The sequence below is a fragment of the Modestobacter sp. VKM Ac-2977 genome (assembly GCF_026968045.1).
In the GTDB taxonomy this organism is placed as follows: Bacteria; Actinomycetota; Actinomycetes; order Mycobacteriales; family Geodermatophilaceae; genus Modestobacter.
The window spans coordinates 1,356,870-1,370,736 of the sequence record NZ_JAPVBQ010000001.1 but is presented as its reverse complement, the minus strand read 5'-3'; the positions used below and the strand labels follow the sequence as shown (position 1 = coordinate 1,370,736).

At 75.3% G+C, this 13,867-nt stretch carries 12 protein-coding genes; all 12 read right to left on the bottom strand.

Annotated elements, in window-relative coordinates; translation table 11 throughout:
• Positions 1-263: 263 nt before the first annotated feature.
• On the bottom strand, positions 264-1,316 hold the full coding sequence (gene lgt, locus O2V63_RS06625; protein ID WP_269166748.1) for a prolipoprotein diacylglyceryl transferase: 1,053 nt from the start codon (positions 1,314-1,316) through the stop codon (positions 264-266).
• On the bottom strand, positions 1,313-2,137 hold the full coding sequence (gene trpA / locus O2V63_RS06620; protein ID WP_269166747.1) for a tryptophan synthase subunit alpha: 825 nt from the start codon (positions 2,135-2,137) through the stop codon (positions 1,313-1,315). Before trpA ends, lgt begins: the two co-directional genes overlap by 4 nt.
• Positions 2,134-3,528, bottom strand: a complete 1,395-nt coding sequence (gene trpB / locus O2V63_RS06615) for a tryptophan synthase subunit beta (RefSeq protein WP_269166746.1) — start codon at positions 3,526-3,528, stop codon at positions 2,134-2,136. The genes trpA and trpB overlap by 4 nt, the downstream gene beginning before the upstream one ends.
• A gap of 24 nt (positions 3,529-3,552) precedes the next feature.
• Positions 3,553-4,362 carry an indole-3-glycerol phosphate synthase TrpC gene (gene trpC, locus O2V63_RS06610; protein WP_269166745.1) on the bottom strand — a complete coding sequence of 270 codons (810 nt, stop codon included), beginning with the start codon at positions 4,360-4,362 and terminating at the stop codon, positions 3,553-3,555.
• 198 nt (positions 4,363-4,560) lie between these two features.
• Entirely contained in the window at positions 4,561-5,211 is a 651-nt protein-coding gene (locus tag O2V63_RS06605; RefSeq protein WP_269166744.1) for a TIGR02234 family membrane protein, read from the bottom strand.
• A complete protein-coding gene (locus O2V63_RS06600) occupies positions 5,208-6,713 on the bottom strand; it encodes an anthranilate synthase component I (RefSeq protein ID WP_269166743.1) in 1,506 nt (501 codons plus the stop codon). The genes O2V63_RS06605 and O2V63_RS06600 overlap by 4 nt, the downstream gene beginning before the upstream one ends.
• Entirely contained in the window at positions 6,710-7,084 is a 375-nt protein-coding gene (gene hisI, locus O2V63_RS06595; protein WP_269166742.1) for a phosphoribosyl-AMP cyclohydrolase, read from the bottom strand. Before hisI ends, O2V63_RS06600 begins: the two co-directional genes overlap by 4 nt.
• Positions 7,085-7,141: 57 nt before the next feature.
• The gene (locus O2V63_RS06590; protein ID WP_269166741.1) at positions 7,142-7,858 is read right to left on the bottom strand and encodes a hypothetical protein; all 717 of its coding nucleotides are present in this window, start codon (positions 7,856-7,858) and stop codon (positions 7,142-7,144) included.
• Positions 7,855-9,510 (bottom strand): FAD-binding dehydrogenase, encoded by a 1,656-nt coding sequence (locus O2V63_RS06585; RefSeq protein ID WP_269166740.1) that lies wholly within the window; start codon positions 9,508-9,510, stop codon positions 7,855-7,857. Before O2V63_RS06585 ends, O2V63_RS06590 begins: the two co-directional genes overlap by 4 nt.
• Before the next feature lie 116 nt (positions 9,511-9,626).
• Entirely contained in the window at positions 9,627-10,052 is a 426-nt protein-coding gene (locus O2V63_RS06580) for a hypothetical protein (RefSeq protein WP_269166739.1), read from the bottom strand.
• A 98-nt stretch (positions 10,053-10,150) separates the two neighbouring features.
• Positions 10,151-11,959, bottom strand: coding sequence for an ABC transporter ATP-binding protein (locus O2V63_RS06575; RefSeq protein WP_269166738.1), 1,809 nt, complete (start codon positions 11,957-11,959; stop codon positions 10,151-10,153).
• Positions 11,956-13,704, bottom strand: a complete 1,749-nt coding sequence (locus O2V63_RS06570) for an ABC transporter ATP-binding protein (RefSeq protein ID WP_269166737.1) — start codon at positions 13,702-13,704, stop codon at positions 11,956-11,958. Before O2V63_RS06570 ends, O2V63_RS06575 begins: the two co-directional genes overlap by 4 nt.
• Positions 13,705-13,867: the final 163 nt, after the last annotated feature.

The window sequence follows — 13,867 nt, the reverse complement described above, 5'->3', positions numbered from 1 at the left end:
TCCGACGAGTGGGGCAGCGGAGGCCGGCGGACACGGTACGTCGAGCCGGCCTCAAGGACCCGCGCACCCGCGGGGGCGGGTGGCCGCGGGATGGTCGTGCGCGGGGCAGCACTGGCCCGGTCCGACGTCGCCGGCCGGCCCAGGATCACTGGTCGGCCGGAGTCGAGCGTACACAGCGGGGACACCTGCGCGACATGTCGACCAGGTGTCGGGAAGATCTCCTCCAGGTGCGGAAACGTCGACCGGTGCGGCAGTGTGCCGGGTCAGCCGGCCCGGGGCGAGCCGCCCTCGTCGGTCCGGGCTCCGGTCCGGTCGTCGCCGGCCTCGTCGGTGACCGCCTCACCCGCGACCGGCCCGCCTGGCGTCGTGGCGCCCGCGGCCGTGGCGCCCGCCGCCCCGCTGGTCGCGGTGGGGGACGACGCCGCAGCGGGGACGCCCTCGCCGGCCCGCTCCGCGCCGCGGGTGATGACCTCTCGCGGCCGACCGCGGTTGACGATCATGTACGCGACGGCCAGCAGGCCGACGATGATCGAGGTGAACACGTTGAGCCGCAGCCCGAGGAACTGCTCGGCGGTGTCGATACGGAGCATCTCGATCCACACCCGGCCGGCGCAGTAGGCGGCCACGTACAGCGCGAAGGCCCGCCCGTGGGAGAGCCGGAAGCGACGGTCGGCCCAGATCACCAGCGCCGCGACACCGAGGTTCCACAGCAGCTCGTACAGGAACGTGGGGTGGAAGGTGCCCAGCACCACGGGCTCGCCGTCGGGACCGGTGATCGCCTGACCGGCGGAGGCGTTCCAGCGGTAGATCGTCAGCGCCCACGGGAGGTCGGTGGCGCTGCCGTAGAGCTCGTTGTTGAACCAGTTGCCGAGCCGGCCCACCGCCTGGGCGAGCACGATGCCGGGGGCGATCGCGTCGGCCCAGGCCGGCAGCGGGATGCTGCGGCGCCGGCAGCCGATCCAGGCGCCGACGCCACCGAGCGCGATCGCGCCCCAGATGCCGAGGCCGCCCTCCCAGATGGCGAAGGCCCGGAGCGGGTCGCCGTCCTCCCCGAAGTAGGGCTGCGGGGTGGTGATCACGTGGTAGATGCGGCCGCCGACGATGCCGAAGGGCACCGCCCAGACGGCGATGTCCAGCACGTCGCCGGGGGCGCCGCCGCGGGCCACCCAGCGGCGCTCACCCAGCCAGCAGGCCAGCACGATGCCGGCGATGATGCACAGCGCGTAGGCGCGCAGCGGGAACGGCCCGATCTCCCACACCCCCTGGGTGGGGCTGGGGATCGCGGCGAGGACGGAGGCGTCCGCCAGCAGGGTCATGCCTGCACCTTCGCACGCCGGACGCCCTCGGCGAGCTCGGCGGACAGTGAACGCACGCCGTCGGCGCCGTGCCCGTCGAGCAACCGCCGTACGTAGGCCGACCCGACGATCACCCCGTCGGCGAACCCGGCGACCTCGGCCGCCTGGTCGCCGGTGGAGACCCCCAGGCCGACGCACACCGGCGGCTCACCGGCGGCGGCACGGGTACGGGCGACCAGTCGTTCCGCGGCGTCCCCGACGGTGGCCCGGCTGCCGGTGACGCCCATCGTGGAGGCGGCGTAGACGAAGCCGCGGCAGGCGGCGACGGTGGCGGCCAGCCGCGCGTCGGTGGACGACGGCGCGACCAGGAACACCCGGTCCAGGCCGACCCGGTCGCTGGCGGCCAGCCACGCGCCGGCCTCGTCGGGGATGAGGTCGGGGGTGATCGCGCCGGCGCCACCGGCCGCGGCCAGGTCGTCGGCGAACCGGTCGACCCCGTAGCGCTCGATCGGGTTCCAGTAGCTCATCACCACCGGCACGGCACCTGCAGCGGCGACCGCGGTCACGGCGCGCAGCACGTCGGCCATGCCGACCCCGGCCCGGACCGCGACGTCGACGGCCTCCTGGATCACCGGCCCGTCCATCCCGGGGTCGGAGTAGGGCACGCCGATCTCCACGATGTCAGCCCCACCCACCCCGCCGGCGCCCGCCCCACCCTCGACCGCTGCGACCATGGCCGCGATCGAGGTGTCGACGTCGGGGTAGCCGACCGGCAGGTAGGCGATCAGCGCTGCCCGCCCCTCGGACCGCGCCGCGGCGATGCGCTCCTGCAGCGCGCTCACGCCTGCTCCCCCGCGTCCTGCCCGGCCACGGCCCGGTCGTTGCTGACCGCGCCCTCGGTCGCGTGCTGGTCGGTGTCCAGACCCGGCCCCGGTTCGCCACCCCGGCCGGCCTCGACGGCCCGCTCGTCGGAGTCGGTCGGCGCCGTCCGGTCGGCGAGGTCGAACCACGCGCTGGCCGTCTCGACGTCCTTGTCGCCGCGGCCGGAGAGGTTCACCAGCAGCAGCGCGTCCGGACCGAGCTCGCGGCCGACCACCATCGCGCCGGCCAGTGCGTGCGCCGACTCGATCGCCGGGATGATCCCCTCGGTGCGGCACAGCAGGGCGAACGCCTCCATCGCCTCGGCGTCGGTGACCGGCCGGTACTCGGCCCGCCCGATGTCGTGCAGGAAGGCGTGCTCCGGGCCGACGCCCGGGTAGTCCAGGCCGGCGGAGATGGAGTGCGACTCGACGGTCTGCCCGTTGTCGTCCTGCAGCAGGTAGGAGCGCGCGCCGTGCAGCACCCCGGGGTCTCCCCCGGTGATGGTGGCCGCGTGCCGGCCGGTGTCCACGCCGTCCCCACCGGCCTCCAGGCCGACCAGCCGGACGGCCTCGTCGGGCACGAAGGCGGTGAAGATGCCGATCGCGTTGGACCCGCCACCGACACAGGCCAGGACGACGTCGGGCAGCCGCTGCTCCCGCTCGAGCAGCTGGGCGCGCGCCTCGTCGCCGATGACCCGCTGGAAGTCCCGCACCATCATCGGGAACGGGTGCGGGCCGGCGACGGTGCCGAAGACGTAGTTCGTCGTCTCCACGTTGGTCACCCAGTCGCGGAACGCCTCGTTGATCGCGTCCTTCAGCGTGCGGGAGCCGGTGGTCACCGGGATCACCTCAGCGCCCAGCAGCCGCATCCGAGCGACGTTCAGCGCCTGGCGGCGGGTGTCCTCCTCCCCCATGTAGACGGTGCAGGACAGCCCCATCAGGGCCGCGGCGGTGGCGGTGGCGACCCCGTGCTGGCCGGCGCCGGTCTCGGCGATGACGCGGGTCTTGCCGATCCGCTTGGTGAGCAGCGCCTGGCCGAGCACGTTGTTGATCTTGTGTGAGCCGGTGTGGTTGAGGTCCTCGCGCTTGAGCAGGACCCGGGCGCCGCCGCAGTGCTCGGCGAACTTCGGCACCTCGGTGATCGGGCTGGGCCGGCCGGTGTAGTCGCGCTGCAGGCGGGCGAACTCGTCGAGGAACGCGGGGTCGACCCGCATCGCCTCGTAGGCCGCGGTCAGCTCGTCGAGCGCGGCGATCAGCGCCTCCGGGACGAACCGGCCGCCGAAGACACCGAAGTGCCCCGTGGCGTCCGGCCACTCCCCCGACGCCGTGGCGTCGGGGACGTCAGGGGCCGGGGCGTGCGCGGAGAGGGTCATGCCCCCAAGTGTGGCGCGCGCAGGCTAGCGGGTGGTGCGCGGGGTCGCCGGGTGGGAGCCGGCGGTGACCAGGTCGGCGACCGCCTGGCGCGGGTCGCCGGCGGTGACCAGGCCCTCCCCGACCAGCACTGCGTCGGCGCCCGCGCCGGCGTAGCTGATCAGGTCGTGTGGGCCGCGCACCCCGGACTCGGCGATCTTGACGACCTCGCTGGGCAGGCCCGGGGCGATCCGCTCGAAGGTGGAGCGATCGACCGACAGGGTGGTCAGGTCGCGGGCGTTGACGCCGATCACCGAGGCACCTGCGGCGAGCGCACGGTCGGCCTCGCCCTCGCTGTGCACCTCGACCAGGGCGGTCATGCCGAGGGACTCGATCCGCTCGAGCAGGCCGATGAGCACCGGCTGGTCGAGCGCGGCCACGATGAGCAGGACCAGGTCGGCCCCGTGCGCCCGGGCCTCGTGCACCTGGTAGCTGCTGACCACGAAGTCCTTGTTCAGCACCGGGACGTCGACGGCGGCCCGGACGGCGGCCAGGTCGGCGTGCGACCCGCCGAACCGGCGCCCTTCGGTCAGCACGCTGATCACCCGGGCGCCGCCGGCGGCGTACTGCGCGGCGAGCGCGGCCGGGTCGGCGATGGCAGCGAGGTCGCCCTTGCTCGGGCTGCGCCGCTTGACCTCGGCGATGACGCCGACGCCCGGGGCCCGGAGGGCGGCGAGGGCGTCGAGGGCGGGCCGGGCATCGCGGGCCGCGGCCTGCACCTCGGTCAGCGGGGTGGTGGCCTGACGGGCAGCGACGTCCTCCCGGACACCGGCGACGATCTCGTCGAGGACGCTCATGACCCCTCCTCGGACCTCTCAGGATGTGGCACCGGACCGGCCCCCACCACTCGGACCGCGCGGATCACTCTAGAGACGGGCCAGGTCCGGTTCCCTCCGGGGGCCGGTGCACGGCGCCCGGACGGCCCGGGTACAAGAGCCGCGACCTGTGGGAGGGGCCGGGGGCAGGGCCGCGCGGCGAGGAGGAGGACCTCGTCCTCACGCGGTCGGGTCGTCGCCGCGGTCCAGGGCCTTCCAGGCCGCCTGGTGCCGGTCCTCGTCGGTCTCCGGACGAGCCGGACGGGCCGGCGCTGCCGTCGCCCCCGCCGGATGCTCGGTGCGCTCGTAGCGACGCCCCATGCCCGGCCAGTCCCGGCCGCGCAGCACCACCAGGGCCCCGGCCAGCACGCCGAGCACACCGGCGACCAGGGCCACCGCGGGCCAGGTGGTCACCGGGTCGGTGGTCAACTGGGCCTGCTCCAGCCCGACCCCCGACGTCACGGCGGCGCCGCCGAGGTCCAGCGAACCGGTGAGCGCACGCAGACCCGACCAGCCGAGCACGCCACCGGCCACCGCGACCAGCAGGCCGATCACCACCCGCCCCACGCCGCGGACGGCGATGACCGCGACCGCGGCGGCGAGCAGCAGCAGCCCGCACGCGGCGACCAGCGGCGCGGCCTGGCTGCCGGTCAGCACCTCCGACGTCGGCGGCAGCGGGGGCTCGCGCACGACCGTGACGTCGGCCCACGGCTCCCCGGAGGCCGACAGCGCCAGCCCACCGGAGAGCGCGCACAGCAGGACCGCGACGGTGAGCTCCCGCCGGCCCCGGGTGGCGGCCGGAGGCGGGACCGGGGGCCCGGGGTGGCTCACCGCAGCTCCCGCAGCCCTTCCGCGGTGGCGATCGCCGACAGCACCGCGCGGGCCTTGTGCCGGGTCTCCGCCTCCTCGCTGGCCGGGTCGCTGTCGGCCACGACACCGGCGCCGGCCTGGACGTAGGCGCGGCCGTCGTGCAGCACCGCGGTGCGGATGGCGATCGCCATGTCCATGTCACCGCTGGCGTCGACGTAACCGACCGTGCCGGCGTAGAGCGCCCGGCGGGTGGGCTCCAGGGACTCGATGACCTCCATCGCCCGCGGCTTGGGCGCCCCGGAGACGGTGCCGGCGGGGAAGGTCGCGTCGAACACGTCCAGCGCGTCCCGGTCCGCGGTCACCTGACCGGCCACGGTGGAGACCAGGTGCATGACGTGGCTGTACCGCTCGACCCGCATGAAGTCGGCGACCTCGACGGTGCCCGGCTCGCTCACCCGGCCCAGGTCGTTGCGGGCCAGGTCGACCAGCATCACGTGCTCGGCGCGCTCCTTGGGGTCGGCCAGCAGCTCCTCGGTGAGCCGCACGTCGTCCTCCGGGGTGGCGCCGCGGGGGCGGGTGCCGGCCGGGGGGTGCACCACGGCCCGGTTCCCGGTCACGGTGACCAGCGCCTCCGGGGAGGAGCCGACCACGTCGAACGGCGACTGCCGCCCGGCGAAGCGGAGCAGGTACATGTACGGCGAGGGGTTGGTGGCCCGCAGCACCCGGTAGAGGTCCAGGGCGTCGACGTCGGTGGCCAGCTCGAAGCGCTGGGCGAGCACGGTCTGGAAGACGTCGCCGGCGCGGACGTGCTCGCGCACCCGCTCGACGCCGGCCTCGTACTCCCCCGGCCCCATGTTGCTGGTCACCGGCGGTGCGTCGGCGGTCTCGACCGTCGCGACCCCCGGTGGTGCGGCCTCGGCCAGGTCCGCGGCCATCGCGTCCAGCCGGGCGACCGCGTCGTCGTACCCGCCGGGCGCCCCGCCCAGCACGTTGGCGATGAGCAGCACGGTGCCGTCGCTGTGGTCCAGCACCGCCAGGTCGGTGACGAGCATGAGCGCCAGCTCGGGCATGCCCAGGTCGTCGACGGCGGTCTGCGGCAGCCGCTCGAGCCGCCGGACGACGTCGTAACCCAGGTAGCCCACCAGCCCGCCGGTCAGCGGCGGGAGGCCGGGCGTGCGCGGCGAGCGGAGCCGGCGGGCCAGGGTGCGGACGGCGGCCAGCGGGTCGGCGGGCAGGTCGTCGGTGAGCCCGGGCAGCGGGTCGCCGAGCCAGGCCGTCGTCCCGTCGGCCTCGGTGAGCACGCCGGCGCTGCGCACGCCGACGAAGCTGAACCGGGACCACTGCTTGCCCTGCTCGGCGGACTCCAGGAGCACGGTGCCCGGCCGGTTGCCGGCCAGCTTGCGGTAGATGCCCACCGCGGTCTCGCTGTCGGCCAGCAGCCGGCGGGTGACCGGGACGACGGGCGCGTCCAGGTGCGCGAACTCGGCGCGGGTCGGAGTGGTGCGCCCCAGCTGCAGGCTCATGCCGGCGCCCCGGGCGTGGCCGGCAGCGGGCGGTGGAAGCAGCTGCGTGCCCCGGTGTGGCAGGCCGGGCCCTCCTGGTCGACGAGCAGCAGCAGGGCGTCGCCGTCACAGTCCAGTCGTACGTCGCGCACCCACTGCCGGTGACCGGAGGTCTCCCCCTTCACCCAGTACTCGCCGCGGCTGCGCGACCAGTAGGTGGCCCGGCCGGTGGTCAGCGTGCGGTGCAGCGCCTCGTCGTCCATCCAGGCGACCATCAGCACCTCGCCGGTGTCGTGCTGCTGCACGACGGCGGCGACGAGGCCGGCGGGGTCGCGGCTCAGCAGCGTGGCGACGGCGGGGTCCAGGGCGGTGTCGGGGGCAGGGGCGGACATGCGCTGATCGTCCCACCCGGCGCGCGGGGGCCGGTCAGGCCCCGGACCCGGCGCCGGTCAGACCCCGGGCCGGGGCGCTCCTGCGGGCGGCTGCTCCCCCGCCGGTGCCGGTGGTGTGGCCCGCTTGCCCCACGCCCGGGCGTCGGGCAGGAAGGTCAGGCCGGCCGCCGTCCCGGCGAGGACGACGTAGAGGACGGGGACGAAGCCCAGGGCGTCGCCGATGGTGCGCGCGGAGAGGTCGCCGAGCACCGTCACCCAGTACAGGCTCAGGGCCAGCTGGAGCCCGCAGGCGGCGAGCAGGAACCGGCGGTCGCCGTTCAGCTGCCGCAGCCCGCCCACGACCAGCAGGGCCACCAGCGCGAGCTGGGCCAGCGCCGTCCCGGTGCCGACGCCGGCCGACGGCCCCTGGGCGAGGCTGAGCAGCGCGCTGAACGCCAGGCCGTAGATGGTGCCGAGCACCACCAGCAGCGCGGAGACGAAGGCCAGCACGGCGGCGGCGACGACCGACCCGGGCCGGGCCGGGCGCTGCGGAGCGCCCCAGCCTCCCGGTGGACCCCACCCCGGCGGCCCCCACCCGACCGGCACCCAGCCCGGCGGCGGGGGCCAGCCCTGCGGAGCCGCCCACTCCTGCGGAGCCGTCCACGGCTGCGGAGCCGCCCATCCCTGCGGCGGCGGCCCGTAGCCGGACGGGTGGCCAGGACCCGGTTGCTGCGGGGGCGGGCCGTAGGACGGCGGGCCGGTGTAGGGGACGGCGTCCCAGTCGGGTGCGGTCACAGCGCCGCCGCCAGCGCGCGTCCGGCCACCCGGCCGGAGAACAGGCAGCCGCCGAGGAAGGTGCCCTCCAGCGAGCGGTAGCCGTGCATCCCCCCGCCGCCGAAGCCGGCGACCTCCCCGGCCGCGTACAGCCCGGGGAACGGTTCCCCGTCGGCCCGCAGCACGCGGCCGGACAGGTCGGTCTCCAGGCCGCCGAGGGACTTGCGGGTGAGCACGTTGAGCCGGACGGCGATCAGCGGCCCCGCATCGGGGTCCAGCAGCCGGTGCGGTGCGGCGACCCGGATCAGCTTGTCGCCGAGGAAGGTGCGGGCCTGGCGCATCGCGGTCACCTGGAGGTCCTTGGTGAACGTGTTGGCGATCTCCCGGTCGCGGGCGACGACCTCGCGCTCCACGGTGGCCAGGTCGACGTGCGGGGAGTCGCCGGTGAGCCGGTTCATCCCGGCGACCAGCTCCGGCAGGGTGCGCTCGACGACGAAGTCCTCGCCGTCGTCCAGGAACTTCTGCACCGGCGCCGCCGCGCCCGACCGGACCCGGGTGAGCAGCAGCTTGAGGTCCTTGTCCGTCAGGTCGGGGTTCTGCTCGGAGCCGGAGAGGGTGAACTCCTTCTCCACGATCTTCTGGGTGAGCAGGAACCAGGTGTGCTCGTGCCCGGTCGTGCCGATGTGCGCCAGCGTGCCGAGGGTGTCGAAGCCGGGGAACAGCGGCACCGGCAGCCGGGTGCCGGTCGCGTCCAGCCACAGCGACGACGGGCCGGGCAGGATCCGGATGCCGTGCCGGGCCCAGATCGGTGAGTGGTTGGCGATGCCCTCGGTGTAGTGCCACATCCGGTCGGGGTTGACCACCCGGCCGCCTGCGCCCTGGGCGATCTCCAGCATCCGGCCGTCGACGTGCGCCGGCACGCCGGAGAGCAGCCGCTTCGGCACCGGGCCCAGCCGCGCCGGCCAGTTCTTCCGCACCAGGTCGTGGTTGCCGCCGATGCCGCCGGAGGTGACGACGACGGCCTGCGCCGAGTACTCGAACTCGCCGACCTCGGTGCGGGAGCTGGCGACGCCGCGCGCGACGTCGCTGGGCTCCAGGACCGCCCCGCGCACCCCGGTGACCGCGCCACCGGTGACCACCAGCCCGTCGACCCGGTGCCGGTGCCGGACGTCGACCAGCCCGCGGGCGGCGGCGTCGGCGACCCGGCGCAGGAACGGGGCGAGCACGCCGGGCCCGGTGCCCCAGGTGATGTGGAACCGGGGGACGGAGTTGCCGTGCCCGGTCGCGGTGTACCCGCCGCGCTCGGCCCAGCCGACGACGGGGAAGAACCGGACGCCCTGGGCGCGCAGCCAGGCGCGCTTCTCCCCAGCGGCGAACTGCAGGTAGGCCTCGGCCCACTGGCGGGGCCAGTGGTCCTCCTCGCGGTCGAAGCCGGCGGTGCCCAGCCAGTCCTGTCGGGCCAGCTCCAGGGAGTCCTTCACCCGCAGCCGGCGCTGCTCGGGGCTGTCGACGAGGAAGAGTCCGCCGAAGGACCAGTGCGCCTGGCCGCCGAGGGAGGCGGCCGGCTCCTGGTCCAGCAGCAGCACCCGCTTCCCGGCGTCGGTCAGCTCGGCGGTGGCGACCAGCCCGGCCAGCCCCGCCCCCACCACGATCACGTCAGCGTCGTTGCCCACCCCGGGGACGCTAGTCGGCCGAGTGCGCCGCGCCCTCGGTCCGGCGCGTGCGAGTCGCTCGGCCGGGGCGGGCGCACCCTCCGGACGTGCGGGACGCCCGCCGACGCACGGGGTGGTCAGCCGCGGTCTGTGGACAGCCGGGCGCCCCGCCGGGCGGTGACCCAGCGGCGCACGCCCGGGAGCCCGGCGAGCACCGCGGTGCCGGCGGGCAGCAGCCACATCAGCACCACGAACCCGTCGGTGTCCGCCCCGAGCCCGGCGGCGATGGTGCCCCAGACGACCAGGCCGAACAGGACGACGGCAGGCACGACGAGCGCCAGCCAGGAACGGCCGGTCAGCAACAACAGCACACCGGCCAGCAGCCAGGCCGCGAGCAGCACCGGCGTCGCGATCACCAGCCAGGTGCCGCCGTCGTACTGCCCGTTGGAGAAGGCCAGGGCGATGACGCTGAAGAAGGCGGTCAGCAGCGCGGTGAGCACCGCCCCCAGCACGGCGACCAGGGCGGGCAGCGGCGGACGGCGGCTGGCGGACTCGGAGGACACGGCCGGACGGTAGGGCCTCGGCGCGGGTCCCGGTCCGCTCGGGCTGCGGGCGGGCGGGATCGTCGTCCCACCCGCCCCACCGGCACCGGAGCGGCAGCTCAGGCGGCGGGTTCGGGCTGTCGGCCGGAGCTGCGGCGCCACGAGGCGTGCAGCCGGGCGTAGGGCCCGGCGGCGTCCACGAGCTGGGCGTGGGTGCCGCGCTGGACCACCCGGCCGGCGTCCACGACCAGCACCTCGTCGGCCCGCTCCGCGGTGGACAGCCGGTGCGCGATGGTCAGCGTGGTGCGCCCGCTCGTCAGCGCGTCCAGCGCCCGGGTCAGCCGCATCTCGGTGGCCGGGTCGACCGCGCTGGTCGCCTCGTCGAGCACCAGCAGGTCCGGGTCGGCCACGTAGGCGCGGGCCACGGCGACCAGCTGCCGCTCCCCCGCCGACAGCGACTCCCCACGCTGGCCCACCGGCGTGGCGACGCCGTCGGGAAGCCCCGCCAGCCAGTCCCCCAGGCCCAGTTCGTCGAAGGCGGCCACGATCTCCGCATCAGTCGTCCCCGGCCGGCCGTAGCGCACGTTGTCGGCCACCGAGGCCTCGAACAGGAAGCCGTCCTGCGGCACCATCACCACCCGCTCGCGCAGCGAGGCGAAGGCCACCTCCGTCAGCGGCACCCCGCCGACGAGCACCCGCCCCCCGGTGGGGTCCATCAGCCGGGTGACGAGCTTGGCGAACGTCGTCTTGCCCGAGCCGGTCTCCCCGACGATCGCGATGCGGCTCCGGGCGGCGATGGTCAGGTCGACGCCGTCCAACGCCTTGGCCGCACCTGCGGCATAGGCGAAGGAGACGGCGTCGAAGCGCACGTCCAGCGGCCCGTCCGGCAGCGACCGGCCGTCGACGGGGTCCTGCACGTCGGGCTCGGTGTCCAGCACGTCGAGGACCCGGCGGAACCCGGCGACGGCGTTCTGCGCCTCGTTGAGCACCTCGCTGGCGGTCTGCACCGGCGCGACGAACAGCGTGACCAGGAAGAGGAAGGCGACCAGGGTGCCGGCGCTGATGTCCCCGGCGATGCCGAGCAGCACGCCGACCACGACGACCGCCGCGTTGGCGACGGCGGCGACGAACTCCCCGCTGACGTAGACGCCGGCGGTCACCTTCTGCGCGTGCACCGAGGCGCGGTAGTGCCGGTCGATGGCGCCGTCGAGCCGGGCCGCCGTCCGGGCGCGGACGCCGTAGGCGCGCACGGTCGGCGCACCGACGACCGACTCCCCCACCGCGGCCAGCACGTCGCCGACCCGTTCGCGCACGACGCCGTAGACCTCGGCGAGGCGGCGGGCGAAGAACTTGATCGCCACGGCCAGCGGGATGAAGCAGACCAGCACCAGCAGGGTGAGCTGCCAGGAGTAGACCGCCATGACGACGGTGGCCACCACGAGCTGGCCGAGACTGACCAGCCCCAGCACCCCGCCCCACTGCATGAACACCGACAGCTGGTCGACGTCGCTGGTCACCCGGGAGACCAGCGACCCCCGCCGCTGGCCCTGCTGGTGCAGCACCGACAGGTCGTGCACGTGCCGGAACGCCCGCACCCGGAGCCCGGCCAGCGCCGTCTCGGTCGTGCGGAACAGCCGGACGTTCATCCGGTAGACGGCGAAGCTGGTGATCAGCACGACGACCGCGCAGACCGCGACCAGGTCGCGGACGAGGTCGATGTCCGGGCCGCCGGGTGCGCCGAGCCCCCGGTCCAGGGTCTGCTGCACCGCGATCGGGACGACCACCCGGCCGGCCGTGGCGATCAGGGCCAGCGCGAACGTGGCAGGCAGCCCCTGGCGGAACTCCGGCATCATCCGCAGACCCCGGCGCAGGGTCGCCGTGGCGCTCTCCGACCGGCGGTCGGCGGCCAGCACCGGCTGCTCGCTCACGCCGGCACCCCCGCGGGCTCGCGCACGGCCGGACCGGGCTCCGGCGGTTGGTAGGCGTGCACCAGGCGGGCGTAGCCGGGCACCTGCGCGAGCAGCTCGGCGTGCGTACCGCGGGCGACGAGCCGGCCGGCCTCCAGCCAGAGCACCTCGTCGGCCAGCGCGATCGTGGCCTGCCGGTAGGCGACCACGACGACGGTGGCCGGCCGGTCGGTGGCGCGCAGCGCGTCCAGGATGCGGGCCTCCACGGACGGGTCGACGGCGCTGGTGGCGTCGTCGAGGACGAGCAGCCGGGGCCGGCGGACGACGGCGCGGGCCAGCGCCAGCCGCTGCCGCTGCCCACCGGAGAGGCTCGCGCCGCGCTCCCCGACCCGGGTGTCCAGGCCGTCGGGCAGTCGGGCGACGAAGTCGTCGGCGGCGGCGATCCGCAGCGCCTCGTGGACCTGCTCGTCGGAGAACTGCCCGCCCAGGGTCACGTTGTCGCGGATGGTGTCGTCGAAGAGGAACGTCGTCTGGGCCACGAACGCCACCTGGTCGCTGACCTCGCCCTCGCGGAGGGTGCGCAGGTCGACCCCGTCGAGCAGCACCGCCCCGGAGTCCGGGTCGGTCAGCCGCGCCAGCAGCCCGGCCAGCGTGGACTTGCCCGCACCCGTGGGGCCGACGACGGCGAGCGTGCGTCCCGCGGCGACGTCGAAGGTGACGCCGTCCAGGGTCGGGCGGGTGGCCCCGCCGTGGCGGAAGGCGACGTCGGTCAGGACGAGGACGGCGCCCTCCTCGCCCGAGGGCGCGGCGTCCGGGCCGTGCGGGATCTCCCCGGTGGCCTCCAGCACGGGGGTGACCCGGTCGAAGCCGGCCATCGCCCGGGGCAGGTCGGCCAGCACCCAGCCGATGGCCCGGATCGGCAGTGCGAGCAGGGTGAACAGGTACGCGATGGAGACCAGGTCACCGGCGTCGGCGGCGCCGGCGGCGACCCGCTGCGCCCCGATCAGCAGGACCGCCAGGGTGCCCAGGTTCGGCAGCGCCTCCATCATCGGGTCGAACAGGCCGCGGACCCGGCCGACCGCGATCAGCCCGTCGCGCAGCTCGTCGGCCTTGATCGCGAAGCGGGTGGTCTCGCTGGCCTCGCGGCCCAGCGTCTTGACGACCAGTGCCGCGTCGAAGCTCTCGTGGGCGATCGCGCTCACGTCGCCGCGCAGCTGCTGGGCCCGGGCCATCCGGGGCGACATGACCTGGCTGTAGACGGCGTTCATCACGAACACCAGCGGGAAGACGACCAGCCCGACCACGGCGAGCAGCGGGTCGGTGAGCACGAGCGCGACGCTGGTGATCGCCACCATCACCAGCGCGCCGCAGGCGAAGGGCAGCGGCTGGACGAAGAACCAGGCCGACTCGACGTCGGAGTTGGCGTTGGACAGCAGCTGGCCGGTGGGGTGCCGCTGGTGCCAGGACAGCGGCAGCCGGAGGTACTGGCCGGTGACCCGGCGGCGGTAGTCGGCCTGCAGCCGGTAGGCCATCATGCCGGCGAACAGCCGGCGGCCGATGATGCCGACGATCTTCAGGACGGCGACGACGAGGATCGCCAGGGCGGCGAGGGTCAGCGCGGCCGTGGTGGTGGCCCCCTCGTCGAAGGCCGGCAGCAGCACCCGGGTGGTGATCCCACCGATGACGTAGGCACTGGCGACCGTCATCCCGCCGTAGAGGCTGCTGCCCAGGAAGGCCAGCGCGAAGATGCCCGGTTGCTCGCGCACGGCGCGCCGTACGTGAGCGAGCCCGCGCCGGACGACGGCGTCTCTGCGGCGCGGCACAGGGATCCTCCAGGGGGTCGGGCGGTCGGTGCGGTCAGCGTACTCGCGTTCCTTAGGCCCCCTAACGGAATTGCCGGGAGCCTCGCGGCGGCCGGGGAGGGCGGGT